The organism is Klebsiella sp. P1954 (assembly GCF_018199955.1).
Lineage (GTDB): Bacteria > Pseudomonadota > Gammaproteobacteria > Enterobacterales > Enterobacteriaceae > Klebsiella > Klebsiella pneumoniae.
Genome location: NZ_CP073373.1, coordinates 2,048,712 through 2,075,189, shown reverse-complemented (window position 1 = coordinate 2,075,189; position 26,478 = coordinate 2,048,712). Strand labels below are relative to the sequence as shown.

General features: G+C 55.9%; 21 protein-coding genes and 1 pseudogene. 12 read left to right on the top strand and 10 right to left on the bottom strand.

Features of this window, described 5'->3' with window-relative positions; all coding sequences use genetic code 11:
• Positions 1-322: 322 nt before the first annotated feature.
• From pdhR to KB890_RS10050, 5 genes are all read left to right on the top strand, one after another.
• Positions 323-1,102 (top strand): pyruvate dehydrogenase complex transcriptional repressor PdhR, encoded by a 780-nt coding sequence (gene pdhR / locus KB890_RS10070; protein ID WP_002888699.1) that lies wholly within the window; start codon positions 323-325, stop codon positions 1,100-1,102.
• 136 nt (positions 1,103-1,238) lie between these two features.
• Complete coding sequence (gene aceE, locus KB890_RS10065) at positions 1,239-3,902, top strand: pyruvate dehydrogenase (acetyl-transferring), homodimeric type (protein WP_002888700.1); 2,664 nt, start codon at positions 1,239-1,241, stop codon at positions 3,900-3,902.
• A 14-nt stretch (positions 3,903-3,916) separates the two neighbouring features.
• The gene (gene aceF / locus KB890_RS10060) at positions 3,917-5,815 is read left to right on the top strand and encodes a pyruvate dehydrogenase complex dihydrolipoyllysine-residue acetyltransferase (protein ID WP_004178598.1); all 1,899 of its coding nucleotides are present in this window, start codon (positions 3,917-3,919) and stop codon (positions 5,813-5,815) included.
• A 206-nt stretch (positions 5,816-6,021) separates the two neighbouring features.
• Complete coding sequence (gene lpdA, locus KB890_RS10055) at positions 6,022-7,446, top strand: dihydrolipoyl dehydrogenase (protein WP_002888731.1); 1,425 nt, start codon at positions 6,022-6,024, stop codon at positions 7,444-7,446.
• A gap of 164 nt (positions 7,447-7,610) precedes the next feature.
• Positions 7,611-7,895 carry a hypothetical protein gene (locus KB890_RS10050; protein WP_002888732.1) on the top strand — a complete coding sequence of 95 codons (285 nt, stop codon included), beginning with the start codon at positions 7,611-7,613 and terminating at the stop codon, positions 7,893-7,895.
• 45 nt (positions 7,896-7,940) lie between these two features.
• Here the strand turns inward: KB890_RS10050 and KB890_RS10045 are convergent, their stop codons facing one another.
• A complete protein-coding gene (locus tag KB890_RS10045; RefSeq protein WP_002888733.1) occupies positions 7,941-8,747 on the bottom strand; it encodes a DUF2950 family protein in 807 nt (268 codons plus the stop codon).
• An 11-nt stretch (positions 8,748-8,758) separates the two neighbouring features.
• Positions 8,759-10,366, bottom strand: a complete 1,608-nt coding sequence (locus KB890_RS10040) for a DUF3300 domain-containing protein (RefSeq protein WP_004178599.1) — start codon at positions 10,364-10,366, stop codon at positions 8,759-8,761.
• Between the two features lie 431 nt (positions 10,367-10,797).
• Between KB890_RS10040 and acnB the strand changes: the two genes are divergently transcribed.
• Positions 10,798-13,395, top strand: coding sequence for a bifunctional aconitate hydratase 2/2-methylisocitrate dehydratase (acnB, locus tag KB890_RS10035; protein WP_002888735.1), 2,598 nt, complete (start codon positions 10,798-10,800; stop codon positions 13,393-13,395).
• Positions 13,396-13,581: 186 nt separating this feature from the next.
• A complete protein-coding gene (gene yacL / locus KB890_RS10030; protein WP_002888737.1) occupies positions 13,582-13,944 on the top strand; it encodes a protein YacL in 363 nt (120 codons plus the stop codon).
• A 72-nt stretch (positions 13,945-14,016) separates the two neighbouring features.
• On the opposite strand, the gene speD is transcribed toward yacL, so the two are convergent.
• From speD to KB890_RS10000, 6 genes and pseudogenes are all read right to left on the bottom strand, one after another.
• Positions 14,017-14,811 (bottom strand): adenosylmethionine decarboxylase, encoded by a 795-nt coding sequence (gene speD / locus KB890_RS10025; RefSeq protein ID WP_002888739.1) that lies wholly within the window; start codon positions 14,809-14,811, stop codon positions 14,017-14,019.
• Positions 14,812-14,835: 24 nt separating this feature from the next.
• On the bottom strand, positions 14,836-15,696 hold the full coding sequence (speE, locus tag KB890_RS10020) for a polyamine aminopropyltransferase (RefSeq protein WP_002888741.1): 861 nt from the start codon (positions 15,694-15,696) through the stop codon (positions 14,836-14,838).
• A gap of 149 nt (positions 15,697-15,845) precedes the next feature.
• The gene (locus tag KB890_RS10015) at positions 15,846-17,039 is read right to left on the bottom strand and encodes an FKBP-type peptidyl-prolyl cis-trans isomerase (protein WP_032440684.1); all 1,194 of its coding nucleotides are present in this window, start codon (positions 17,037-17,039) and stop codon (positions 15,846-15,848) included.
• 9 nt (positions 17,040-17,048) lie between these two features.
• A pseudogene (locus KB890_RS10010) lies at positions 17,049-17,288 on the bottom strand (peptidylprolyl isomerase); the annotation flags it as partial.
• A gap of 581 nt (positions 17,289-17,869) precedes the next feature.
• Complete coding sequence (locus tag KB890_RS10005; protein ID WP_020324423.1) at positions 17,870-18,280, bottom strand: hypothetical protein; 411 nt, start codon at positions 18,278-18,280, stop codon at positions 17,870-17,872.
• A gap of 247 nt (positions 18,281-18,527) precedes the next feature.
• Positions 18,528-18,875 carry a YacC family pilotin-like protein gene (locus KB890_RS10000; RefSeq protein ID WP_002888808.1) on the bottom strand — a complete coding sequence of 116 codons (348 nt, stop codon included), beginning with the start codon at positions 18,873-18,875 and terminating at the stop codon, positions 18,528-18,530.
• 145 nt (positions 18,876-19,020) lie between these two features.
• On the opposite strand from KB890_RS10000, the gene cueO reads away from it, so the two are divergent.
• Positions 19,021-20,619, top strand: coding sequence for a multicopper oxidase CueO (gene cueO / locus KB890_RS09995; RefSeq protein WP_004894197.1), 1,599 nt, complete (start codon positions 19,021-19,023; stop codon positions 20,617-20,619).
• Positions 20,620-20,702: 83 nt separating this feature from the next.
• On the opposite strand, the gene KB890_RS09990 is transcribed toward cueO, so the two are convergent.
• Positions 20,703-23,093 (bottom strand): glucose/quinate/shikimate family membrane-bound PQQ-dependent dehydrogenase, encoded by a 2,391-nt coding sequence (locus KB890_RS09990; RefSeq protein WP_002888816.1) that lies wholly within the window; start codon positions 23,091-23,093, stop codon positions 20,703-20,705.
• Between the two features lie 80 nt (positions 23,094-23,173).
• Here KB890_RS09990 and KB890_RS09985 point away from each other — a divergent pair, with 80 nt between their 5' ends.
• Positions 23,174-23,293 (top strand): hypothetical protein, encoded by a 120-nt coding sequence (locus KB890_RS09985; protein ID WP_012542835.1) that lies wholly within the window; start codon positions 23,174-23,176, stop codon positions 23,291-23,293.
• A gap of 4 nt (positions 23,294-23,297) precedes the next feature.
• On the top strand, positions 23,298-23,834 hold the full coding sequence (gene hpt, locus KB890_RS09980) for a hypoxanthine phosphoribosyltransferase (RefSeq protein WP_002888819.1): 537 nt from the start codon (positions 23,298-23,300) through the stop codon (positions 23,832-23,834).
• Positions 23,835-23,893: 59 nt separating this feature from the next.
• On the opposite strand, the gene can is transcribed toward hpt, so the two are convergent.
• Positions 23,894-24,556, bottom strand: coding sequence for a carbonate dehydratase (gene can / locus KB890_RS09975; protein ID WP_002888821.1), 663 nt, complete (start codon positions 24,554-24,556; stop codon positions 23,894-23,896).
• Between the two features lie 184 nt (positions 24,557-24,740).
• Between can and KB890_RS09970 the strand changes: the two genes are divergently transcribed.
• The gene (locus KB890_RS09970; protein ID WP_002888823.1) at positions 24,741-25,667 is read left to right on the top strand and encodes an ABC transporter ATP-binding protein; all 927 of its coding nucleotides are present in this window, start codon (positions 24,741-24,743) and stop codon (positions 25,665-25,667) included.
• Positions 25,664-26,434 carry an ABC transporter permease gene (locus tag KB890_RS09965; RefSeq protein WP_002888827.1) on the top strand — a complete coding sequence of 257 codons (771 nt, stop codon included), beginning with the start codon at positions 25,664-25,666 and terminating at the stop codon, positions 26,432-26,434. Before KB890_RS09970 ends, KB890_RS09965 begins: the two co-directional genes overlap by 4 nt.
• Positions 26,435-26,478 lie beyond the last annotated feature (44 nt).

The following is a 26,478-nucleotide window of genomic DNA, read 5'->3' as shown; positions in this document are numbered from 1 at the left end:
TCGTATTTTGATGCATGCTGCTTTGTCATTATTTATTCACTTTAAGTGACTCTGTATTCATTTATTGCAGCGTTGAATCGGTTCAGAAAGCGTAATTTTTCGTTTCTATAAAGTTAAGGCTACCTCTTTGTGAGTAAACGTAACATTTGTGCAAGGTTACATTTCTGAAATGTTATTTCTGTAAGGTTGTTAAAATGTCCCAGGTTTACTGATTTCAATCAAAACCTGTATGGACAGAAGGTGAATACTTTGTTACTTTAGCGCTACGAACTTTAAATTGGTAAGACCAATTGACTCCGGGCTAATGGCAGAGACAGGGAATATGGCCTACAGCAAAATCCGCCAACCAAAATTATCCGATGTGATAGAGCAGCAGCTGGAGTTTCTGATTCTTGAGGGGACCTTGCGCCCCGGTGAAAAACTCCCGCCAGAACGCGAACTGGCTAAACAGTTCGACGTTTCCCGCCCCTCGCTGCGTGAGGCGATTCAACGCCTCGAAGCCAAGGGCTTGTTGCTTCGTCGTCAGGGAGGTGGAACGTTTGTTCAGAGCCGCCTGTGGCAGAGCTTCAGCGATCCGCTGGTTGAGCTGCTGTCCGATCACCCTGAATCCCAATTCGATCTGCTTGAGACCCGTCACGCGCTGGAAGGCATCGCGGCCTATTACGCGGCGCTGCGCAGCAATGATGAGGATCGCGACCGTATCCGTGAACTGCATCAGGCTATTGAACGCGCTCAGCAGTCGGGCGATTTGGACGCTGAGTCCGGCGCCGTCGTCCAGTATCAAATCGCCGTCACCGAGGCGGCACACAATGTGGTGTTGCTTCATCTGCTAAGGTGTATGGAGCCGATGTTGGCGCAAAACGTGCGTCAGAACTTTGAATTGCTGTATGCCCGGCGGGAAATGCTCCCGTTGGTCAGCAACCATCGCACTCGCATTTTCGAGGCGATAATGGCCGGGGAGCCGGAGCAGGCGCGTGAAGCGTCGCACCGTCACCTGGCGTTCATTGAGGAAATTTTGCTGGATCGTAGTCGTGAGCAGAGCCGTCGAGAGCGCTCACTGCGTCGTTTACAGCAACGAAAGGACGAGAACTCCGGTTCTTAAGCGCCATTTTTAGAGCGCGGCAACTAAACGCAGAACCTGTCTTATTGAATTTTTGGTTGTTCCAGCGTGAAGAACGAAGAGTTCAATGGGACAGGTTCCAGATTAATCAACGATTAGATAGATAAGGAATACCCCCATGTCAGAACGTTTACACAATGACGTGGATCCGATCGAAACTCGCGACTGGCTACAGGCGATCGAATCGGTCATCCGTGAAGAAGGTGTTGAGCGCGCTCAGTATCTGATTGACCAACTCCTTTCTGAAGCCCGTAAAGGCGGAGTGAAGGTTGCTGCAGGCGCTTCCGCCGGCAACTACGTCAACACTATTGCCGTTGAAGATGAGCCGGAATACCCGGGCAATCTGGATCTGGAACGTCGCATTCGTTCTGCGATTCGCTGGAACGCCATCATGACCGTTCTGCGCGCGTCGAAAAAAGATCTCGAACTGGGCGGCCACATGGCGTCCTATCAGTCTTCCGCGACCTTCTACGAAGTCTGCTTCAACCACTTCTTCCGTGCGCGCACTGAGAAAGATGGCGGCGATCTGGTGTACTTCCAGGGTCACATCTCTCCGGGCGTATATGCACGTGCGTTCCTGGAAGGCCGTCTGACCGAAGAGCAGATGGACAACTTCCGCCAGGAAGTTCACGGCAAGGGTCTGTCCTCTTATCCGCACCCGAAACTGATGCCGGAATTCTGGCAGTTCCCGACCGTATCCATGGGTCTGGGGCCGTTGGGCGCTATCTATCAGGCCAAATTCCTGAAATATCTGGAACACCGCGGTCTGAAAGACACCTCCGAACAAACCGTTTACGCCTTCCTGGGCGACGGCGAGATGGATGAGCCGGAATCAAAAGGCGCTATCACCATCGCCACCCGTGAAAAACTGGACAACCTGGTCTTCGTCATCAACTGCAACCTGCAGCGTCTGGACGGCCCGGTCACCGGTAACGGCAAAATCATTAACGAACTGGAAGGCATCTTCGGTGGTGCTGGCTGGAACGTTATCAAGGTTATCTGGGGCGGCCGTTGGGATGAGCTGCTGCGTAAAGACACCAGCGGTAAGCTGATTCAGCTGATGAACGAAACCGTTGACGGCGACTACCAGACCTTCAAATCCAAAGACGGCGCTTACGTTCGTGAGCACTTCTTCGGCAAATATCCGGAAACCGCTGCCCTGGTCGCTGACTGGACTGACGAGCAGATCTGGGCTCTGAACCGCGGTGGTCACGATCCGAAGAAAGTCTACGCTGCATTGAAGAAAGCGCAGGAGACCAAAGGTCAGCCGACCGTGATCCTGGCGCATACCATTAAAGGTTATGGTATGGGCGATACCGCTGAAGGTAAGAACATCGCGCACCAGGTTAAGAAAATGAACATGGACGGTGTTCGCTACGTCCGCGATCGTTTCAATGTGCCGGTGGCGGATGCCGATCTCGAAAAACTGCCGTACGTAACCTTCCCGGAAGGTTCCGAAGAGCACACTTACCTGCACGCTCAGCGTCAGAAGCTGAACGGCTATCTGCCGACTCGTCAGCCGAAGTTCACTGAGAAACTCGAGCTGCCGACCCTGGCCGACTTCAGCGCGCTGCTGGAAGAGCAAAACAAAGAAATCTCTACCACTATCGCTTTCGTTCGCGCCCTGAACGTGATGCTGAAGAACAAGTCGATCAAAGATCGTCTGGTGCCGATCATCGCCGACGAAGCGCGTACCTTCGGTATGGAAGGTCTGTTCCGTCAGATCGGTATTTACAGCCCGAACGGCCAGCAGTATACCCCGCAGGACCGTGAGCAGGTTGCTTACTACAAAGAAGACGAGAAAGGCCAGATTCTGCAGGAAGGGATCAACGAGCTGGGCGCAGGCGCATCCTGGCTGGCTGCTGCGACCTCTTACAGCACCAACAACCTGCCGATGATCCCGTTCTACATCTACTACTCGATGTTCGGCTTCCAGCGTATCGGCGATCTGTGCTGGGCGGCTGGCGATCAGCAGGCTCGCGGCTTCCTGATTGGCGGGACTTCCGGTCGTACTACCCTGAACGGCGAAGGTCTGCAGCACGAAGATGGTCACAGCCACATTCAGTCGCTGACTATCCCGAACTGTATCTCTTACGACCCGGCGTACGCCTATGAAGTGGCTGTCATCATGCATGATGGTCTGGTCCGTATGTACGGCGAAGCGCAAGAGAACGTTTACTACTACATCACTACGCTGAACGAAAACTACCACATGCCGGCCATGCCGGAAGGCGCCGAGGAAGGTATCCGTAAAGGTATCTACAAACTCGAAACCATCGAAGGTAGCAAAGGTAAAGTTCAGCTGCTGGGCTCCGGTTCTATCCTGCGTCACGTGCGTGAAGCAGCGCAGATCCTGGCGAAAGACTACGGCGTGGGTTCCGACGTGTATAGCGTTACCTCCTTCACCGAACTGGCGCGTGATGGCCAGGATTGCGAACGCTGGAACATGCTGCACCCGCTGGAAACCCCGCGCGTGCCGTATATCGCTCAGGTAATGAACGACGCTCCGGCAGTGGCATCCACTGACTATATGAAACTGTTCGCTGAGCAGGTTCGTACTTACGTACCGGCTGATGATTACCGCGTACTGGGTACCGATGGCTTCGGTCGTTCCGACAGCCGTGAAAACCTGCGTCACCACTTCGAAGTCGATGCTTCCTATGTGGTCGTAGCAGCGCTGGGCGAACTGGCTAAACGTGGTGAAATCGATAAGAAAGTGGTGGCTGACGCTATCGCGAAATTCGACATCGATGCAGAAAAAGTTAACCCGCGTCTGGCGTAAGAGGTAAAAGAATAATGGCTATCGAAATCAAAGTACCGGACATCGGGGCTGATGAAGTTGAAATCACCGAGATCCTGGTCAAAGTTGGCGACAAAGTAGAAGCTGAACAGTCGCTGATCACCGTAGAAGGCGACAAAGCCTCTATGGAAGTCCCGTCTCCGCAGGCTGGCGTCGTGAAAGAGATTAAAGTCTCCGTCGGCGACAAAACCGAGACTGGCAAACTGATTATGATTTTCGATTCCGCCGAAGGTGCAGCCGCCGCTGCACCTGCGCAGGAAGAGAAGAAAGAAGCCGCTCCGGCAGCCGCTGCTCCAGCGGCTGCCGCGGCAGCGAAAGAAGTTCACGTCCCGGATATCGGCGGCGATGAAGTCGAAGTCACTGAGATCATGGTTAAAGTGGGCGACACCATCGCCGCTGAGCAATCCCTGATCACCGTAGAAGGCGATAAAGCCTCTATGGAAGTTCCGGCGCCGTTCGCCGGTACCGTCAAAGAGATCAAAATCAATACCGGCGATAAAGTTTCCACCGGCTCCCTGATTATGATCTTCGAAGTGGCGGGCGCTGCGCCTGCAGCCGCTCCGGCACAGGCTGCCGCGCCGGCTGCTGCGGCTCCGGCTGCCGCAGCAGGCGTGAAAGATGTTAACGTCCCGGACATCGGCGGCGACGAAGTTGAAGTCACCGAAGTGATGGTTAAAGTCGGCGATAAAGTCGCGGCAGAACAGTCCCTGATCACCGTAGAGGGCGACAAAGCCTCTATGGAAGTTCCGGCGCCGTTCGCGGGTACCGTTAAAGAGATCAAAATCAGCACCGGCGATAAAGTCAAAACCGGTTCCCTGATCATGGTCTTCGAAGTGGAAGGCGCTGCGCCTGCCGCCGCTCCGGCTCAGGCTGCTGCACCGGCACCAGCTGCTGCCCCGGCTCAGGCCGCTAAGCCTGCCGCTGCGCCGGCTGCGAAAGCAGAAGGTAAAAGCGAATTCGCTGAAAACGATGCCTACGTTCACGCGACCCCGCTGATTCGCCGTCTGGCGCGCGAGTTCGGTGTTAACCTGGCGAAAGTGAAAGGCACCGGCCGTAAAGGTCGTATCCTGCGCGAAGACGTTCAGGCTTACGTGAAAGAAGCGGTTAAACGCGCTGAATCCGCACCGGCTGCTGCCGCAGGCGGCGGTATCCCGGGCATGCTGCCGTGGCCGAAGGTTGACTTCAGCAAGTTTGGCGAAGTCGAAGAAGTGGAGCTGGGTCGTATCCAGAAAATCTCTGGCGCCAACCTGAGCCGTAACTGGGTGATGATCCCGCACGTTACCCACTTCGACAAAACCGATATCACCGATCTGGAAGCGTTCCGCAAGCAGCAGAATGCCGAAGCTGAGAAGCGTAAACTGGACGTGAAATTCACTCCAGTGGTCTTCATCATGAAAGCGGTTGCCGCTGCGCTTGAGCAGATGCCGCGCTTCAACAGCTCGCTCTCCGAAGATGGTCAGCGCCTGACGTTGAAGAAATACATCAACATCGGTGTGGCGGTGGATACCCCGAACGGTCTGGTGGTTCCGGTCTTCAAAGACGTGAACAAGAAGAGCATCACCGAGCTGTCTCGTGAACTGACCACCATCTCGAAGAAAGCGCGCGATGGCAAACTGACGGCTGGCGAAATGCAGGGCGGTTGCTTCACCATCTCCAGCATCGGCGGCCTGGGTACCACCCACTTCGCGCCGATTGTTAACGCGCCGGAAGTGGCCATCCTCGGCGTGTCTAAGTCCGCGATGGAGCCGGTATGGAATGGTAAAGAGTTTGTGCCGCGCCTGATGCTGCCGATCTCTCTGTCCTTCGACCACCGCGTCATCGACGGTGCTGATGGTGCCCGCTTCATTACCATCATTAACAACACCCTGAGCGACATTCGCCGCCTGGTGATGTAATCGAAAAAGCCGGCCTGACGGCCGGCTTTTTTCTGATAACCTCAGGCTGTTGGGGATTATCAGCAACAAAGGACAAAATCGTTTGCCGTTTGTTGTTTAAAAATTGTTAACAATTTTGTAAAATACACGCGGATAGAACGTCCCGGTGGACTTGGGCGTAAGAATAATAGCGTCAGACCCGCCGGATATAAATTACAGAGGTCATGATGAGTACTGAAATCAAAACTCAGGTCGTGGTACTTGGGGCAGGCCCCGCAGGTTACTCTGCAGCCTTCCGTTGCGCTGATTTAGGTCTGGAAACCGTCATCGTAGAACGTTACAGCACCCTCGGTGGTGTTTGTCTGAACGTGGGTTGTATCCCTTCTAAAGCGCTGCTGCACGTGGCAAAAGTTATCGAAGAAGCGAAAGCGCTGGCCGAACACGGCATCGTTTTCGGCGAACCGAAAACTGACATTGACAAGATCCGCACCTGGAAAGAAAAAGTCATCACTCAGCTGACCGGTGGTCTGGCTGGCATGGCCAAAGGTCGTAAAGTGAAGGTGGTTAACGGTCTGGGTAAATTTACCGGCGCTAACACCCTGGAAGTGGAAGGCGAAAACGGCAAAACCGTGATCAACTTCGACAACGCTATCATCGCGGCGGGTTCCCGTCCGATTCAGCTGCCGTTTATCCCGCATGAAGATCCGCGCGTATGGGACTCCACCGACGCTCTGGAACTGAAATCTGTACCGAAACGCATGCTGGTGATGGGCGGCGGTATCATCGGTCTGGAAATGGGTACCGTATACCATGCGCTGGGTTCAGAGATTGACGTGGTGGAAATGTTCGACCAGGTTATCCCGGCTGCCGACAAAGACGTGGTGAAAGTCTTCACCAAACGCATCAGCAAGAAATTTAACCTGATGCTGGAAACCAAAGTGACTGCCGTTGAAGCGAAAGAAGACGGTATTTACGTTTCCATGGAAGGTAAAAAAGCACCGGCGGAAGCGCAGCGTTACGACGCAGTGCTGGTCGCTATCGGCCGCGTACCGAACGGTAAAAACCTCGATGCAGGTAAAGCTGGCGTGGAAGTTGACGATCGCGGCTTCATCCGCGTTGACAAACAAATGCGCACCAACGTGCCGCACATCTTTGCTATCGGCGATATCGTCGGCCAGCCGATGCTGGCGCACAAAGGTGTCCATGAAGGCCACGTTGCCGCAGAAGTTATCTCCGGTCTGAAACACTACTTCGATCCGAAAGTGATCCCATCCATCGCCTACACTGAACCAGAAGTGGCATGGGTCGGTCTGACCGAGAAAGAAGCGAAAGAGAAAGGCATCAGCTACGAAACCGCCACCTTCCCGTGGGCTGCTTCCGGCCGTGCTATCGCTTCTGACTGCGCAGATGGTATGACCAAACTGATCTTCGACAAAGAGACCCACCGTGTTATCGGCGGCGCGATTGTCGGCACCAACGGCGGCGAGCTGCTGGGTGAGATCGGCCTGGCTATCGAGATGGGCTGTGACGCTGAAGACATCGCCCTGACCATCCACGCTCACCCGACTCTGCACGAGTCCGTTGGCCTGGCGGCGGAAGTGTTCGAAGGCAGCATCACCGACCTGCCAAACGCCAAAGCGAAGAAAAAGTAACTTTTTCTTTCAGGAAAAAAGCATAAGCGGCTCCGGGAGCCGCTTTTTTTATGCCTGATGTTTAGAACTATGTCACTGTTCATAAACCGCTACACCTCATACATACTTTGAAAATAGTCACTCAGTAAACTTATAGGTAGTTAATGATATCGATGAGGTGTGAGATGAAACGCTTTTTAACCACAGCGCTGGTCGCTGCAACGTTTTTTACCGGTGTGGCTTGCGCCGCTGACGCCAACATTCCCTGGGCGGACAACAGCGGCGGTACGGAAACGACCCACATTGCGGCGATGGGCCAGGATCTGAATGCCCAGCATCAGCAGGTGACGAAGACCAATGAAGGGGTATGGGCGGCGAATTCCGGTAGCATCAGCGCTGACGAAGCGGCATTATCCAGCACAAAACCAGCCTTTGCCGGCGATCCTTCTCTGATGCCTCACCAGGGCTAAGTGAATGAAAACGCCCGGTTGCGTGAGTGCAACCGGGCGTTTTTTTTAAGGTTCTGCCACCTGCCAGCCGGCGTCAGCGTCGGGGGTAAAACGCGTTATCTCCTGTGCCTTTGCGGCGCTCTCTTCACCGAGATTGGCCTGATAGACCCTATCCTGCTGATCGATCATAAAGCTCATCACGCCGGTTTCACCCCAGGCTATCGGCCAGGCCAGCAAGGCGACGCTCTGGTCATCGCGACCGGCGATAATTCGAAAGCGATAGCCATGGTAGCCGCTACCGGGCACCGTCGGGCTAAAGGCCGGACCGAGCGGGCTTGGCGCTTCGCCCGGCGAAGTTGGCCAGTACAAGCCATCTTTTTTGCCTTCGCTACTGATGATTTTCTGCGCCCAGCGGTGGTTCAGATGATAATAATCCTGCTGGGCATCAACATAGGCATGCATGGCGGCGATCGCCGACAGCTCATTGCGGCCGATGGCGCGGGTGAGGATCTCCTCTTCGCCAGCGGCCATATCAAAGCGCCATCCCTCAGACGCTTTTACGATAGGCACGGGCAGACGCCATGCCTCGCTACCGACATCGAGCCAGGCTTTGTCACCCTGCTGGATGATGACATGTTTCACCTGCCAGTCGCGTTGAAAGCGATCGACGGCGGCAGGGTCGATCCCGTCCGTGGGTAAAAACTGCTGCCAGTTATCGCCGAGTACTTCGCTCAGCGCGGCTTCATTAGGCTGGCTGATCGCTTCGGCCAGCGCAGTTGCGGCCTGTTCCGGCGTGGCAAACTGCTGTTGGGCGAAGGCGGCAAGCGGCGACAGCATTAACGTAAACAGGGCAACGGATAATGGGTTTCTCATTCTGCTCATCCTTAGCGGCGACGCAGTTCATGGTGTTCGGAAAGACGTTCTCTGGCGCCCTCGCGTAACTCGCGGTTTACGCCGGATAACTGGCGGCTCTGCAGTCCTCGTTCCTGCTGCGCTTGCCAGGAGGGGGCGCGGCTTTCGTTGCCGCTAAGGGCGTTGGCGCGCAGATGGCTGAGCGTCTGCTGACGCTGGGCTGGCGTGGCGGACTGGAACTGCTGCCGGCGCTGCTGCTGCTGAGGTGTGCGGTTCTGCTCGTGGCTCCTGGCGGCTTCTCGACGCTGCTGTTGCTGCGGCGTGGGGGTTTTCAGCTGCGTTTTTGCCGCCTCGCGACGCTGCTGTTGGGTCGGCGTGCTGTCGTAACCGCGGTAATTACTGCGTTGGGTGGCTTGCTTCAGCTGCGCCGAGGCCGCCTGACGCTGGGCGTCGCGTGAGGCGTTGTTTGCCGCCAGATTGCCCGCTGTGGCCGTCGGTACGTTATGCTGCAGCTGGGTCATCGCTGCCTGGCGCTGCGCTTCGCGATCGACTGGCGCATGTTGGGTCGCGCTCAGTCCGCCGGAAACGTTGGTCTGATGGAAGCGCTGAGCTACCGTATTATCGGGATACGGTGTGTGTCCGCGATAGGCAGGATTGTGCTGCCAGTTAACGTGGTCTCCCGGCAGGTTTTCTCCTGTTATATGATTGAAATTATTTACATTAATATTGATGTTATCGCCATTATGCGAGTAATCGCCGTGGCGGTAGTCGTCATCGTGATGGTGATGGTCATCATCATCCCAGTCGATACTGCTGAACAGCGCCCAGGTGGTGGCCACGCCGAGGCTGTACCCGAAGCCTTTGACGAAGCTATCGGTAAACTGCTCCCCGGGAGGGGGCGGCAGATAGACCGGCGGATAGGCGCTGTTCGGCCAGGTACCATAGACGGTGGAGGGGTTATAGCTGGGAACATAGACCACCTGTGGATTGGTCGGCTCTATTTTAATGACCTGCGTGGGCGCAGGCGCCGCTGTGTGGGCGGTTGCGGTTGCTGCCGTGCTGCTGCTGGCTGAAACCGGTGCGGCAGGGGTGACAATCACTTTCTGCTGCGGTGTGGATTTCAGCGTCCCGGTTTGTTGGGCAATGGCGCGCAGGCGCTGCACTGAATCCATCACATCATGCGGCTGGGCCAAAAACGCATTGCCAAGATTTTCCACCCAGGGCGGATTCTCGCCCATCATCGCCAGCAGGGCAGGGAAAGCGACAAGAGATTTGACGCTAGGGTCCCACGGCTGGCTGGCAACCGCCTGCACGGCCGCATCCCCTTTCATCGCGGGGTTATCCTGGGACCACTGGACCGCCTGCAGGACGTTGTCGGGATAAGTGGAGGCCATCAACACCTGCGACAGCAGACTGTCCGGGTAGAGCGCGATAGGGGCGACCCACTGATCAATTTGCGCCTGGGTGTAAGTGGCGGCCACCGGCTGTGTCGTCGACGCTGCGGGCGCTGGCGCTTGCTGCGCAGGCGGTTCAGCGATCGTCGCTGGGGTTCGGCTTTGTACATAGAGTGTTCCTGCCGCCGCGAGTAAGCCAGCGCTACAGAGCAGGGCGATAATATGGGGTTTGAACGGCAGTGACATGGAAACTCCTGACCCAAAAAGTAACCCATCTCGCTAAAGTATCTGCGAAAACGGCGCGTTTGCTGAGTATAAGTAAGCGGTATGGCTTTTTATTGATTATTGTTGGGATCGGCCCGTGGCGTTGTACGCGGAAAGGAATTTTTGTCGCGGGATTTGAACAGAAAGCCTGCAATATCCTGCCCTTAACGATTCAGCTAAATTTTAATGTTGCTTTTTTGTAAACAGATTAACACCTTTCAAAAATCCTGCTATGCTGCCGACGCGGTATCGGGCATTTACCCTACAAACTGCTGTCTCACAGGAGCGTGAAGAAAATCGCCCAGCCACTAAATCCTTCAAGATGCGTCACGCGGCAAGCTAAGCCAGGACAGAGGCAGATTGATTGAAGACGTGTAGGCCGCATTATGACAATGAGAGCGAGGAGAACCGTCGTGCTAGAAGAATACCGTAAGCACGTAGCTGAGCGTGCCGCCATGGGGATTGTTGCCAAACCCTTAGATGCAACCCAAATGGCCGCGCTGGTAGAACTGCTGAAAAACCCGCCTGCGGGCGAAGAAGAATTCCTGTTAGACCTGCTGATTAACCGTGTACCGCCGGGCGTCGACGAAGCCGCCTATGTTAAAGCTGGATTCCTTGCCGCGATCGCCAAAGGCGAAGCGACCTCCCCCCTGGTTACCCCTGAAAAAGCCGTTGAACTGCTGGGCACCATGCAGGGCGGTTACAATATCCATCCGCTGATCGATGCGCTGGACGACGCGAAACTGGCGCCGATTGCCGCGAAAGCGCTCTCCCATACCCTGCTGATGTTCGATAACTTCTACGACGTGGAAGAGAAAGCCAAAGCGGGTAACGAGCATGCTAAACAGGTTATGCAATCCTGGGCTGACGCCGAGTGGTTCCTGAACCGTCCGCAGCTGGCAGAGAAAATCACTGTTACCGTCTTCAAGGTCACCGGCGAAACGAACACCGATGATCTCTCTCCGGCGCCGGATGCGTGGTCGCGCCCGGATATCCCGCTGCATGCGCTGGCAATGCTCAAAAACCCCCGCGAAGGCATTGAGCCGGATCAGCCGGGCGTGGTTGGCCCAATCAAACAGATCGAAGCCCTGCAGCAGAAAGGCTACCCGCTGGCCTACGTCGGCGACGTGGTCGGGACCGGTTCTTCACGTAAATCCGCCACCAACTCGGTGCTGTGGTTTATGGGCGACGATATCCCGAACGTGCCGAACAAGCGCGGCGGCGGCCTGTGTCTGGGCGGTAAAATCGCGCCAATTTTCTTCAACACCATGGAAGATGCGGGCGCGCTGCCTATCGAAGTTGATGTGTCTAACCTGAACATGGGCGACGTAATCGACGTTTACCCGTTCAAAGGCGAAGTGCGTAACCACGAGACCAACGAACTGCTGGCCAGCTTCGAGCTGAAAACCGATGTGCTGATCGACGAAGTGCGCGCCGGCGGCCGTATTCCGCTGATCATCGGTCGCGGTCTGACCACCAAAGCGCGTGAAGCGCTGGGCCTGCCGCACAGCGATGTCTTCCGTCAGGCGAAAGACGTGGCGGAAAGCACCCGCGGCTTCTCGCTGGCGCAGAAAATGGTTGGCCGCGCCTGCGGCGTTGCCGGTATCCGTCCGGGCGCTTATTGCGAACCGAAAATGACCTCCGTCGGTTCTCAGGACACCACCGGTCCAATGACCCGTGATGAGCTGAAAGACCTGGCGTGCCTGGGCTTCTCTGCAGACCTGGTGATGCAGTCCTTCTGCCACACCGCGGCCTACCCGAAGCCGGTTGACGTTACCACGCACCACACTCTGCCGGACTTCATCATGAACCGCGGCGGTGTTTCTCTGCGTCCGGGCGATGGCGTGATTCACTCCTGGCTGAACCGCATGCTGCTGCCGGATACCGTGGGTACCGGCGGTGACTCCCACACCCGTTTCCCAATCGGCATCTCCTTCCCGGCAGGCTCTGGTCTGGTGGCCTTCGCCGCCGCGACCGGCGTGATGCCGCTGGATATGCCGGAATCGGTGCTGGTGCGTTTCAAAGGTAAAATGCAGCCGGGGATCACCCTGCGTGACCTGGTCCACGCCATCCCGCTGTACGCCATCAAGCAGGGCCTGCTGACCGTGGAGAAGAAAGGTAAGAAAAACATCTTCTCTGGTCGCATCCTCGAGATCGAAGGTCTGCCGGATCTGAAAGTCGAGCAGGCGTTCGAGTTGACCGATGCCTCGGCGGAGCGTTCTGCCGCCGGCTGCACCATCAAGCTGAATAAAGAGCCGATCGTTGAGTATCTGAACTCCAACATCGTTCTGCTGAAGTGGATGATCGCCGAAGGCTACGGTGACCGCCGTACCCTGGAGCGTCGTATCCAGGGCATGGAAAAATGGCTGGCGGATCCGCAGCTGCTGGAAGCCGATGCTGACGCGGAATACGCGGCAGTGATCGACATCGATCTGGCGGATATTAAAGAGCCGATTCTGTGCGCGCCGAACGATCCGGACGATGCCCGCCTGCTGTCTGATGTGCAGGGCGAGAAGATCGACGAAGTGTTCATCGGCTCCTGCATGACCAACATCGGCCACTTCCGTGCCGCCGGTAAGCTGCTGGATAGCCACAAAGGCCAACTGCCGACTCGCCTGTGGGTGGCGCCGCCAACCCGTATGGATGCCGCGCAGCTGACCGAAGAAGGCTACTATAGCGTGTTTGGTAAGAGCGGGGCGCGTATCGAAATCCCTGGCTGTTCCCTGTGTATGGGTAACCAGGCGCGCGTGGCCGACGGCGCGACGGTGGTTTCCACCTCTACCCGTAACTTCCCGAACCGTTTAGGTACCGGCGCTAACGTCTATCTGGCCTCTGCCGAACTGGCAGCGGTGGCTTCGCTGCTCGGCAAACTGCCGACGCCGGAAGAGTACCAGACCTTCGTGGCGCAGGTGGATAAGACGGCGGAAGATACCTACCGTTATCTGAACTTCAACCAGCTGGATCAGTACACTGAAAAAGCTGACGGCGTGATCTTCCAGACCGCGGTGTAAACCATTCGGTCAGCCCGGCTGACCGTTTGGCGATAAACTCTCCAATGCCCGGTGAACATTGCATCACCGGGCATTTTTATTTCCAAACCTCCCGCCCGCTACGCTTTTTTTCTTTCTGTCTGCTGCGATAATTACTGCATGGGTACAGTGCAGCGGTGACGCATTGCCCTTGCAGAGGAAAAGACTATGGATTACGAATTTCTGCGCGATATTACCGGAGTGGTAAAGGTGCGAATGTCGATGGATCACGAGGCGATCGGCCACTGGTTCAACGAGGAGGTGAAAGGCAATCTTGCTCTGCTGGACGAAGTGGAGCAGGCTGCGCGCACCGTGAAGGGCAGCGAGCGTTCCTGGCAGCGTGCCGGGCATGAATATACGCTGTGGCTGGATGGCGAAGAGGTGATGATCCGCGCCAATCAGCTGGAGTTTTCCGGCGACGAAATCGAGGAGGGGATGAGCTACTACGACGAAGAAAGTCTCTCTCTGTGCGGTGTTGAGGATTTCCTGCAGGTGGTCGCCGCCTATCGTGAGTTTATGCAGCAGCGTTAATGACGCCTTTTATGTCGGGCGGCGCAGAACTACAGGCCCGGCAAGCAAAAGCGCCGCCGGGCATTTCATAGATTACACGGCAGGAATATTGCGGCCGTAGTAAATCTCGCGCATCTCTTTCCATAGCAGGTCGGTAATGACCTTGCGCTCTTCGGCAGTCAACTCTTCCGGTCGGGTATGGAACATGTAGTGCTTAAGGTCGAACTCCTTGAGCAACATTTTGGTATGGAAGATATTTTCCTGATAAACGTTGACGTCGACCATGTCATACAACGACTTCATATCGTCGGACATAAAGTTCTGAATCGAATTGATTTCATGATCGATAAAATGCTTCATCCCATTGATATCGCGGGTAAAGCCGCGCACACGGTAGTCAATGGTCACAATGTCCGATTCCAGCTGGTGAATCAGATAGTTCAGCGCTTTAAGCGGGGAAATGACGCCGCACGTTGAAACTTCGATATCGGCGCGGAAGGTGCACAGGCCGCCCTCCGGATGGCTCTCCGGGTAGGTATGCACGCAGATATGGCTCTTATCGAGATGGGCGACCACGGTTTCCGGTAGCGGGCCAGGATGTTCGGTCTGGTCAATCAGCTTGGGATCGACAGGCTCTTCGCTGACCAGAATGGTCACGCTGGCGCCCTGGGGTTCATAATCCTGACGGGCGATATTCAGGATATTGGCGCCAATAATAGAACAGGTTTCTGTCAGGATCTCCGTCAGGCGATTGGCATTATAGAGTTCGTCGATATAGGCGATGTAGCCGTCGCGCTCTTCTGCCGTTTTGGCGTAACAGATATCGTAGATACAAAAACTCAGGCTTTTGGTCAGGTTGTTAAAGCCGTGCAGCTTCAATTTTTTCAATTTAGTTCACCCCCTTATTTCGCGTCACGGTGCGGACAGAGCATCATGCAGATATTGTGGTAAGGCGAAGGCCGCCGTATGGATTGCCGGATTGTAGTAACGGCAGGTCAGGTTGGCTTTGTGAAAGCGCGCCTGAATGATTTCGCTGGAGAGATGGCGCAGCGCCTCATTGTCGCTCGCCCAGGCAAAGGTCATGATCCCGCCGTAATAGGTTGGAATTGCCGCCTGGTAGAAGCTGACGTCGCGAAAATAGTGGCTTAGCTTGCGATGGCTGCCTACCGCTTCATCCTGTTGCAGGAAGCAGACGCCATTCTGGGCAACAAAGATCCCACCCGGGTTCAGGCAGCGTTTGCAGCCTTCATAAAAAGCCGAGGTGAACAGGCTTTCTCCCGGGCCGATAGGGTCGGTACAGTCCGAAATGATCACGTCAAACGTTTGCGTCGTCTGATTAACAAAATTGACGCCATCATCAATCACCAGCGTAAAGCGCGGATCGTCATAGGCGCCGGCGTTATGGTTCGGCAGGTACTGGCGGCAGAATGAAACTACCCCGGCGTCGATTTCCACCATGGTGATGGTTTCGATGCTACGGTGACGAGAGACTTCGCGCAGCATCGCGCCATCGCCGCCGCCAATGATCAACACATGCTTCGCGTTGCCGTGAGCCAGCAGCGGCACATGGGTCATCATTTCGTGATAGATGAACTCGTCGCGTTCGGTGGTTTGTACGACGCCATCCAGCGCCATCACCCGGCCAAAGGCGCGGTTATCAAAGATGATCAGATCCTGATGATCGGTTTTTTCGTGGTACAGCACGTTATCAACGCTAAAATACTGACCAAAATGGTCATGCAGCGTTTCATGCCACAGTGGATTATCGGCCACGATAAGGCTCCTCCTTCGTTAACATCTGTTACACCCGTAAAACGAGTGCAACATCATAGACAACTATAGATGAGGATGCACGGCGGTTATTGCAGCAATGAGGCAGGAATAACAGCCACCGCCCCGGAAGGGCGGTGGAGAGGATGAGGCTATTTTGCCGGCTCGGGTTGGCTATCTACTATCCGCACGGAATAAACCATGGTGGCGCCTGGCGGGATTTTTGGCGGTAATCCTTTACTGCCATAGGCCTTTTCAGGCGGGACGACGAGCGTCACAGAGCCGTGGTTCTGTAGACGCTTCAGCGGTTCGCGAAACACCGGGGGATAGGCATCCAGCTTTTGCGTAAGCGCCTGATCTTTCGCTTCCATATCGTTGATCACCGTCCCGTCCGTCAGCATCTCTTTGATCACCACGGTAACCAGGTCATTACCGCTTATTTTTCCTTTACCCGGGTAATCGACGCGGCTGTAGACGCCCTCTTTAAAGACCACATCTTTTTTGCGCGCAAAGGCCTGCTGATATTTCTTGCCGGCACTGATGTTTTTCTGCTCTATTTTATTCAGGTTCTGAAAAACCTGCTGCGACACATCAAACAGCGCCTTGTTACGTTCCTGCTCTCCGAGACGAAGCTGGCCGCGAAAGGCATCTTCGATGCCCTGCAGCACCAGGCCTGCGTCGACGGTAACTCCCTGAGTGCGACGGGTGGTAAGGACGTTGAGCGCCTCGCTTCCCATCGAGGCGCCGATCGCATAAGCCTGCTGTTCTCCCGATGCGCTGAGTTTGGCAGCGGCGCTCTCGCCGCTGCGCGTTTTGGACTGTACAGAAAGCTGCGTTCTCAGCAGTTCGATTTCATCTTCTTTTATCCGTAGCTGGGCGTTGTCTTTATCCGCCTGCAGGCGATAGGCTGCCACTATGGCCGCCATCTCTGGTGGCTCATTTTTTGGCGCAGCGGCGTCGTTAGCGGGGCCATGCGGCGCTTTATCCGCGGCGGCCAGCCGGGTGGACAGCGATTGTTTATCGGCGTTAAGGGCTTTGACCTGATCGAGGGCAGCCTGCTGCGTCTTTTCCGCAGCGGCGAGGCGAATAGTCAGCGACTGCTTATCGGCGTTAAGGGCCTTAACCTGCTCGAGGACGGCCTGTTTCTCTTTTTCCGCGGCGGCCAGCCGGGTCGCCAGCGGCTGTTTGTCAGCGTTAAGCGCTTTAGCCTGGTCAAGAGCGGCCTGCTGCGCCTTCTCCGCAGCGGCGAGGCGAATAGTCAGCGACTGCTTATCGGCGTTAAGGGCCTTAACCTGCTCGAGGACAGCCTGTTTCTCTTTTTCCGCGGCGGCCAGCCGGGTCGTCAGCGGCTGTTTGTCAGCGTTAAGCGCTTTAGCCTGGTCAAGAGCGGCCTGCTGCGCCTTCTCCGCAGCGGCGAGGCGAATAGTCAGCGACTGCTTATCGGCGTTAAGGGCCTTAACCTGCTCGAGGACGGCCTGTTTCTCTTTTTCCGCGGCGGCCAGTCGGGTAGTCAGCGGCTGTTTGTCAGCGTTAAGCGCTTTGACCTGCTCAAGAGCGGCCTGCTTCTCTTTTTCCGCAGCGGCCAGTCGGGTCATTAGCGCGTGTTTATCTTTATTAAGCGTGGTAAAGCTGGCGCTGAGGCGTTTATTTTCAGCTTCGGCTTGCTGAATCTGCGTCGTTAATTGCTGGATCTGCTGACGCGCCGCGGCCTGGCTTTGCTTTAGATTATTATTCTGCACAACGCCTGCTTTTTTTATTAATGCCTCTTTTTCTGCAGTAGCGGCGCTTAAGGCGACCTGTAATTCATTAATTCTCTTATTCAACGCCGCTTGCTCATTCGCTCCGGCAGTATCCGTTTGCGGCGTAGCGGCAAGCTGTTTTTTTAATTGCTGTATAAGCTTATCTTTTTGTGCAATCGCCGCCTGCTGGCTGGTGATTCTTTTTTGTAATTGTGAGGTGCTGGTACCGGTTTTTTTATTATCTGCGCTCTGGCGGTTTTCTTGTGTTTGTTTTGCGCTTGCGGCATCGTTTTTTTCTTGCGCCTGAGATTGCTGGGTTTGCTGTTGGGCGTAATCAAGAAAGGCCGGCGCGGCGCCGGCGGTGAAGGGGGTTGAAAGCGCCAGCGCAGCGACGAGCATCAGCAGGGGCGCGTTGAGGGTCAGCGTGGCGGCTCTGTTCATGGCTGTTTGCTTTCACCACGCTGTACCAGGCTATCGATCAGCGTTTTCTGGATATCGGCGCACAGTTTGATGGATTTAAACTGATACATGGAGTCAATGCCAAGCCGGGTAGGATCCGCCACTTTCTCGCGCACGATATTGTATTGTGACGCCGCGCGCACTAAAGCGTTAAATTCATTGCTGAGTTTAGTGGCTTGCTGTGGGTTAACCTCTTTTAGCGAATCCAGCGCCTGGCGACAGGATTCAATGCGCGCTTGTTCGCTGGCCGCCCGCTCCTGCTCTGCCTGCTGCTGTGACGTCAGCGGCGTGGCGATCGGTTTAACCGGCTGGCGGGAAGAGGTATTGCTACAGCCGGCTACTAACAGCGCGGCGAGTGGGATAACACGAAGAGTCAGCGAGATATTCACAATTTCAGTCCATGAAGTAGGTATATTTTTACCGGATTCTAGAAGGGTGCTTTTTATTTTTCAATATATGAATAATGATATTTTATTAGTTTTTTAGTCATTCTTCATTATTATGGGTTTACTTTATTTGGCAAATTGATAGGTTCGCAATTAAATAAAGTTTGTTTATATACAATAATAAATATAAATATTTAAAGGGGGAAATTGAAATGCTAAAGGCGCGGAGCGTTGCCGCCCGCGCAGGGAATTATTTAACGTAAGCCAGCAGGCTGAGCGAATCGCGGGCCAGCGCTTTACATTTTTTCGCCGTCGGAATGTTAATGCCGCTAAGATCGCGATAGCTGTCTTCGCCAAGCGCTTTCATGTTGTAGCTGTCATAGTTGCTCAGGTCCCACTGGTTCTGTTGGGCAAAGAACACCAGCGCGCGACGGATCTGCGTGTTGGGCAGGTTCTGGTAGCCACAGTCGTTTTTCAGAAACACAAAAACCGCGGTTAAATCAGCCATATCTTCCGCTTCGGATTCGCTGAGCGCGTAGCTGTTGGCGGAGAGAGCAAGCAGGCTGCCGAGTACCATTGTTCTGAAAAGCGTCTTCATTTTTTCTACCATTAGATCACCGACGCTTCAAATTAGCATACTTCTTTACACAGCGCCGATCTTTATTCTTACTCTTCTGCTTGACCTTCCCGTTACGGTAGGGTTTAAGCTCAAATATTCGCCCGCAGAATAAAAGGATGTGAATATGCAACGTCGAGACTTCCTCAAACTGACCGCCGCGGTCGGCATGGCCAGCGCATTGCCGTTATGGAGCCGGGCGGTCTTTGCCGCCAGTCGCCCGGCTCTGCCGATACCGTCGCTGTTAGCCGCCGATGCGCGCAACCGCATCGCGCTCAGGATCCAGGCGGGCAAAACGCGGTTTGGCGCCCTGAATGCCACTACCTGGGGCTACAACGGGTCGCTGCTGGGCCCTGCGCTGCAGTTGACGCAGGGGAAGACCGTCACGGTGGATATTACTAACCAGCTGGCGGAAGAGACCACGCTGCACTGGCATGGTCTGGAGGTACCGGGCGAGGTCGACGGGGGGCCACAGGGGGTTATCGCGCCGGGTGCCACCCGCACGGTAAGCTTCACGCCAACGCAGCGGGCGGCGACCTGCTGGTTTCATCCGCATCAGCATGGAAGCACCGGCCGGCAGGTGGCGATGGGCCTGGCCGGCCTGGTGCTGATCGAGGATGAAGAGAGCGGGCGCCTGCTGCTGCCTAAGCAGTGGGGAATCGATGATGTGCCGGTGATCGTCCAGGATAAGAAGTTCACCGCCGCCGGCGAGATCGACTATCAGCTGGATGTGATGAGCGCCGCCGTCGGCTGGTTTGGCGATACGCTACTGACCAATGGGGCCCTCTATCCCGAACATGCCGCGCCGCGCGGCTGGCTGCGCCTGCGCTTGCTGAACGGCTGTAATGCCCGTTCCCTCAATTTTGCCACCAGCGATAAGCGCCCGCTGTACGTAGTGGCCAGCGATGGCGGTCTGTTGGCCGAGCCGGTCAAGGTCGATGAATTGCCGGTCTTGATGGGGGAACGCTTTGAGGTGCTGGTGGACACCAGCGACGGTAAACCTTTCGATCTGATGACCCTGCCGGTGAGCCAGATGGGCATGGCGATTGCGCCTTTTGATAAACCACAGCCGGTACTGCGCGTCCAGCCGCTGGTCATTCCCGCCTCCGGCAAGCTGCTGGATACTCTGGCCGCTCTCCCGGCGTTACCGTCCCTGACGGGGCTGACGCAGCGTCAGCTCCAGCTGTCGATGGATCCGATGCTCGACCGGATGGGCATGCAGGCGCTGATGGAGAAGTATGGCGACCAGGCGATGGCCGGAATGGATCACGGCATGATGGGGCATGGCGACATGAGCGACATGGGGAATATGCATCACGGCGACATGAGCATGAACCACGGATCCGGCATGGAGCATGGCATGTCGTCAGGCAAGGGCTTTGATTTCCATAACGCCAACCGCATCAACGGCAAAGCCTTCGACATGAATGAGCCGATGTTTGCCGCCGCCAGAGGCCAGTATGAGCGCTGGGTGATTTCTGGTAAGGGCGACATGATGTTGCATCCGTTCCATATCCACGGCACCCAGTTCCGTATCCTCAGCGAAAACGGCAAGCCGCCAGCGGCGCATCGTCGCGGCTGGAAAGACACCGTTCGTGTGGAAGGGGACGTGAGTGAAGTATTAGTGAAGTTTGATCATCCGGCGCCGAAGGAGTTTGCCTATATGGCCCACTGCCACCTGCTGGAACATGAAGACACCGGGATGATGTTGGGGTTCACGGTTTAAGTCTCTGCGACCTGCTGCCATCCCCTACGGGAAGAAGGACGGAACACCAAAAAAAACGGCAACTTTCGTTGCCGTTTTGCGTTTTATTTGGCGTCATCCGGGAGCGCATAGGCGACAATATAATCGCCCATTTTGGTACCGAACGAGCCGTGACCGCCGGCAGAGATGACAACATACTGTTTGCCATTCACTTCGTAGGTCATCGGAGTCGCCTGACCGCCGGCTGGCAGACGGGCTTCCCACAGCTTCTCGCCGTTGCTCATATTGTACGCGCGCAGGTAGTTATCTGCAGTCGCGCCGATGAACAGGACGTTACCGGCCGTGGAGATCGGACCGCCCAGCATCGGCATCCCCATGGTAAACGGCAGTTTAACCGGCATCGGGAACGGCAGGCTGTCCTGCGGAGTACCGATACGTTTTTTCCATACCACTTCGTTGGTTTTCAGATCCAGGGCGGAGATATACCCCCAGGCCGGCTGTTTGCACGGCAGGCCGAACGGCGACAGGAACGGGTTCAGCGTTACGCCGTACGGGACGCCGTACTGCGGCTGCACGCCGGACTCGGTACCAGAGCCTTTCGCATCTTTCGGCGGCTCCATCGGATTGCCTGGCCCGCGCGGGATCAGTTTTGAGACGAAAGGCAGCGCCATCGGGTTGGCGATAGCCACCTGACGGTTCGGATCGACGGAGATACCGCCCCATTCAAACATCCCCAGGTTACCCGGGAAGACGAGGGTGCCCTGCTCAGACGGCGGGGTGAAGATACCTTCATAGCGCAGCTGGTGGAAGATCACGCGGCACACCAGCTGGTCGAACATAGTGGCGCCCCACATGTCCGCGCCGGTCAGATCTTTCTTCGGACGGAAGCTCAGATCGGAGAAGGGCTGGGTTTTGGTAACGTAATCACCTTTGGCAGCGCCCTGCGGAACCGGTTTTTCCGGCGCCGGGACCACCAGCTCGCCGTTACGACGATCCAGCACGAAGATGTTGCCGGTTTTCGCTGGGGCATAGATGACCGGTACGGTTTTGCCGTTGACCTCAATATCAGCCAGCGTCGGCTGGGAAGGCATGTCCATATCCCACAGATCGTGATGGACGGTCTGATAGCTCCAGGCCAGCTTACCAGTGGTGGCGTTCAGTGCCACAATCGAGCTGGCATAACGCTCTTGCTCCGGCGTACGGTTGCCGCCCCAGATGTCCGGAGTGGTCACGCCCATCGGCAGATAGACCAGATCCAGCTTAGCGTCGTAGGCGGCAGGCGCCCATGAGTTCGGCGAGTTGAGCGTGAAGTGATGTTCATCGCTCGGGATGGCGTTCGGATCTTTCGCACCCGGATCGAAGGCCCACAGCAGTTTACCGGTATTCACATCAAAGCCGCGGATCACGCCTGACGGCTCGCGGGTAGAGAAGTTATCGGTGACCGCGCCGGCAATCACGATGGTTTTATCGGTGATGATCGGCGGTGAAGTGGGTTCATACATGCCCGGCGTGGTGACCGGCATGTTGGTCTGCAGATTGAGAATACCTTTATTAGCAAAGGTTTCGCACAGCTTACCGTTGTCGGCGTTTACCGCGAACAGGCGACCATCGTTCACCGGCAGGATAATGCGGCGCGGACAGTCGGCGACGACGTCGGCAGGGGCGTTATCCGCTTTCGCTTCGTGATAAGAAACACCGCGGCAGGTGACGTGCTGGAACGACGGATCGGCGTTCAGCTGCGGGTCAAAATGCCACTTCTCTTTACCGGTGGCGGCGTCCAGCGCAAACAGGCGCTGGTGAGCGGTACACAGGAAGAGCGTATCGCCGACTTTAATCGGCGTCACTTCGTTAGTGATTTCACCCGGATCGTTCGGCTGTTTCAGGTCGCCGGTGCGGAACACCCAGGCTTCCTTCAGGTTCTTCACGTTATCGGCGTTAATCTGCTTCAGCGGGGAGAAGCGCTGGCCTTCCTGGTTACGGCCATAGGCCGGCCAGTCGCCGTCGGCGACGGTGGAAATCGGTGCGGCCGGCGTAGCGTCGGCGCTCAGGGTGCCGTTGACTTCCTGCGGGTCGTTAAAACCAGCCCAGGTCAGCATGCCGCCGCTGATCAGCAGGGCGACGACCAGCGCGCCAACGGCGCCAGCGGAAGGCACCGGCAGACGACGCCAGACAAAGGGCAGGATCAGCCAGATGCCAAAGAAGACGAGGATATCGCTACGCGGCGTCAACGCCCAGAAGTCGAAACCAACTTCCCAGACGCCCCAGATCATGGTCGCCAGCAGCAGCGCGGCGTACAGCCACAGCGCAGCGCGCTTGCCGCGGAACAGCATTACGGTCACGCCCAGCATCACCAGCCCGGCGATAGGGTAGTACCAGGAGCCGCCAAGCACGACCAGCCATGCCCCGCCGATTAATAGATAGAGGCCGCAGAACGCTGCAAATAGCGCAGTCAGCGTCACCAGGAGCCTTGATTGTTGAGACTTTGTTTCAGCCATAAAAAGTTACTCATGTGTTTGTTAAATTTTTTAACTGCAATTAATTATAGGATTTAACAAGTGTGATCGGAATCACAAATATGGCTTTATTAATCCCTGCACCGAAGATTTCTTTTTGCTGGTATACTGGATGGCTTGCCGGTCATCGTCGGGGCGAAAGCAGCGGCTTTGATGATTTATATTTAGAATCAAATGGTTAGTATTATGAAACATACTGTAGAAGTGATGATCCCGGAATCCGAGATCAAAGCGCGTATCGCGGAACTGGGTCGTCAAATCAACGAACATTATCAGAACAGCGGCAGCGAAATGGTGCTGGTGGGGCTGCTGCGCGGCTCGTTTATGTTCATGGCCGACCTGTGCCGTGAAGTGCAGGTGCCGCATGAAGTCGATTTTATGACTGCCTCCAGCTACGGCAGCGGCATGTCCACCACTCGTGATGTGAAAATCCTTAAAGATCTGGATGAAGACATCCGTGGTAAAGACGTTCTGATCGTGGAAGACATCATCGACTCCGGCAATACCCTGTCTAAAGTTCGCGAAATCCTCAGCCTGCGCGAGCCGAAATCGCTGGCCATTTGTACGCTACTTGATAAACCCAGCCGCCGCGAAGTGAACGTCCCGGTTGAATACGTCGGTTTCGCGATTCCGGATGAGTTCGTGGTGGGCTACGGTATCGACTATGCTCAGCGCTACCGCCATCTGCCGTATATCGGCAAAGTCACCCTGCTGGACGAGTAAGGGGATATCCCACTCTGGACAGCGCGCGCCGCGCTCTCCAGGGTGGCGAAGTCTGAAGGCTATCTGTGGTTGATGTGCTTGATCTTGAGGTTGGAGATCCCGTGGCGATAGCGCTGTTCGAGGGTTTCCCTGCTCACAGCGGTGACATCCAGATCGCGCAGCAGTCCGTCGTGAATCCCGTAAGCCCAGCCGTGGATGGTCACCTTCTGTCCGCGCTTCCACGCGGATTGCATAATCGTCGAATGTCCCAGATTGTACACCTGTTCCATCACGTTCAGTTCACAAAGGGTATCCAGACGGCGCTCCTCTGGCATTTCACCGAGCAGCGAGCTGTGCTTAAACCAGATATCGCGGATATGCAGCAGCCAGTTGTCGATAAGCCCCAGCTCCGGGTTCTCCACCGCCGCCTGCACGCCGCCGCAGCCGTAGTGGCCGCAGATAATAATGTGCTCGACTTCCAGGACATCGACGGCATACTGCACCACCGACAGACAATTGAGATCGGTGTGGATCACCAGGTTCGCTACGTTACGATGCACGAACAGTTCGCCAGGCTCCAGGCCGGTGAGTCGCTCAGCGGGAACGCGGCTGTCCGAACAGCCAATCCACAGGAAGCGCGGTTTCTGCGTCTGCGACAGTTTCTCAAAAAAGCCGGGGTCCTCTTCCACCAGCATTTTTGACCATAGTGCATTGTTGCTGATGAGTGTATCTATATCATTCATGGACGTTATCGGCCTGTAACCAAGTAAGTGCGTTGCGCTAATATAGGGTAAGCTCACCTTTTTTAAAACCATCTTAACCCGTGATACTTCAGGCTGCAGATGTGTTGGCGGCGTCAGCGCCGGTCCAGCGCAAACGTGAGTCAGGCGGGTTAATGACGTGTCACGACACGAGAAGAGATATTTAATGACCATTGCTCTGGAATTAAAACAGCTCAAAAAAACCTATCCCGGCGGGGTTCAGGCGCTGCGGGGGATCGACCTGCAGGTCGAAGCGGGGGATTTTTATGCCCTGCTGGGCCCGAACGGGGCCGGAAAATCCACGACCATCGGCATCATCAGCTCGCTGGTGAACAAAACCTCTGGTCAGGTCAATGTCTTTGGCTACGATCTGGAGAAAGACGTCGTCAATGCCAAGCGCCAGCTTGGCCTGGTGCCGCAGGAGTTTAACTTCAACCCGTTCGAAACCGTGCAGCAGATCGTCGTTAACCAGGCGGGCTACTACGGCGTTGAGCGTAAAGAAGCCCTTTCCCGCAGTGAAAAGTATTTAAAACAGCTCGACCTGTGGGAAAAACGCAACGAACGCGCGAGGATGCTCTCCGGCGGGATGAAGCGTCGCCTGATGATCGCCCGCGCGTTGATGCATGAGCCGAAGCTGCTGATCCTCGACGAACCGACCGCCGGCGTCGATATTGAACTGCGTCGCTCGATGTGGGGCTTTCTCAAGGATCTCAACGATCGCGGAACCACCATTATCCTGACCACCCACTATCTCGAAGAGGCCGAAATGCTATGTCGCAACATCGGCATCATCCAGCACGGCGAGCTGGTGGAAAACACCTCGATGAAAGCGCTGCTGTCGAAGCTGAAGTCAGAGACCTTTATTCTTGACCTCGCGCCAAAAAGCCCGGTGCCGAAGCTCGAAGGCTACCAGTACCAGCTGGTCGATACCTCGACGCTGGAAGTGGAGGTTCTGCGTGAGCAGGGAATTAACAGCGTCTTCGCGCAGCTGAGCGCCCAGGGGGTGCAGGTACTGAGTATGCGTAACAAAGCCAACCGTCTGGAAGAGCTGTTTGTCACGCTGGTGCATGAGCGAAAAGGAGAATCAGCATGATGCAGCTTTATTGGGTCGCGCTGAAAAGCATCTGGACCAAAGAGATCCACCGTTTTATGCGCATCTGGGTACAGACGCTGGTGCCGCCGGTGATCACCATGACCCTGTATTTCGTGATCTTTGGCAACCTGATCGGCTCGCGTATTGGTGAGATGCATGGTTTTACCTATATGCAGTTTATCGTCCCAGGCCTGATCATGATGGCGGTGATCACTAACGCTTACGCCAACGTCGCCTCATCCTTCTTCAGCGCCAAGTTTCAGCGCAATATTGAAGAGCTGCTGGTGGCGCCAGTGCCGACGCATGTGATTATCGCCGGCTACGTGGGCGGCGGGGTAGCGCGAGGACTGTGCGTAGGTATCCTGGTGACCGCGGTGTCGCTATTCTTTGTGCCGTTCCAGGTTCACTCCTGGCTGTTTGTCGCCCTGACGCTGCTCCTCACCGCGGTGCTGTTCTCGCTGGCCGGGCTGCTGAACGCAGTGTTTGCCAAGACCTTCGATGACATTAGCCTGATCCCGACCTTTGTGCTGACGCCGCTGACCTATCTCGGCGGGGTGTTCTACTCGCTGACCCTGCTGCCGCCGTTCTGGCAGGGGCTGTCGCATCTGAACCCCATCGTCTACATGATCAGCGGTTTTCGCTTCGGCTTCCTCGGTATCAACGACGTCCCGCTGGCGACCACCTTCGCCGTGCTGGTGGTGTTCATTGTCGCCTTCTATCTGCTGTGCTGGTCGTTAATTCAGCGCGGTCGCGGCCTGCGTAGCTGATACTCATCATGGTTAGCGCTTCCTGAAGTAAATATGCGAAGCGC

What these genes read in the sequence shown, in the direction of transcription:
- KB890_RS09990 (WP_002888816.1), bottom strand. Translation starts at nt 23,093, where the DNA reads ATGGCTGAAACAAAGTCTCAACAATCAAGGCTCCTGGTGACGCTGACT.
- KB890_RS09985 (WP_012542835.1), top strand. Translation starts at nt 23,174, where the DNA reads ATGGCTTTATTAATCCCTGCACCGAAGATTTCTTTTTGCTGGTATACT.
- hpt (WP_002888819.1), top strand. Translation starts at nt 23,298, where the DNA reads ATGAAACATACTGTAGAAGTGATGATCCCGGAATCCGAGATCAAAGCG.
- cueO (WP_004894197.1), top strand. Translation starts at nt 19,021, where the DNA reads ATGCAACGTCGAGACTTCCTCAAACTGACCGCCGCGGTCGGCATGGCC.
- KB890_RS09970 (WP_002888823.1), top strand. Translation starts at nt 24,741, where the DNA reads ATGACCATTGCTCTGGAATTAAAACAGCTCAAAAAAACCTATCCCGGC.
- pdhR (WP_002888699.1), top strand. Translation starts at nt 323, where the DNA reads ATGGCCTACAGCAAAATCCGCCAACCAAAATTATCCGATGTGATAGAG.
- can (WP_002888821.1), bottom strand. Translation starts at nt 24,556, where the DNA reads ATGAATGATATAGATACACTCATCAGCAACAATGCACTATGGTCAAAA.
- aceF (WP_004178598.1), top strand. Translation starts at nt 3,917, where the DNA reads ATGGCTATCGAAATCAAAGTACCGGACATCGGGGCTGATGAAGTTGAA.
- lpdA (WP_002888731.1), top strand. Translation starts at nt 6,022, where the DNA reads ATGAGTACTGAAATCAAAACTCAGGTCGTGGTACTTGGGGCAGGCCCC.
- KB890_RS10040 (WP_004178599.1), bottom strand. Translation starts at nt 10,366, where the DNA reads ATGTCACTGCCGTTCAAACCCCATATTATCGCCCTGCTCTGTAGCGCT.
- aceE (WP_002888700.1), top strand. Translation starts at nt 1,239, where the DNA reads ATGTCAGAACGTTTACACAATGACGTGGATCCGATCGAAACTCGCGAC.
- KB890_RS10045 (WP_002888733.1), bottom strand. Translation starts at nt 8,747, where the DNA reads ATGAGAAACCCATTATCCGTTGCCCTGTTTACGTTAATGCTGTCGCCG.
- yacL (WP_002888737.1), top strand. Translation starts at nt 13,582, where the DNA reads ATGGATTACGAATTTCTGCGCGATATTACCGGAGTGGTAAAGGTGCGA.
- KB890_RS10050 (WP_002888732.1), top strand. Translation starts at nt 7,611, where the DNA reads ATGAAACGCTTTTTAACCACAGCGCTGGTCGCTGCAACGTTTTTTACC.
- KB890_RS10000 (WP_002888808.1), bottom strand. Translation starts at nt 18,875, where the DNA reads ATGAAGACGCTTTTCAGAACAATGGTACTCGGCAGCCTGCTTGCTCTC.
- KB890_RS09965 (WP_002888827.1), top strand. Translation starts at nt 25,664, where the DNA reads ATGATGCAGCTTTATTGGGTCGCGCTGAAAAGCATCTGGACCAAAGAG.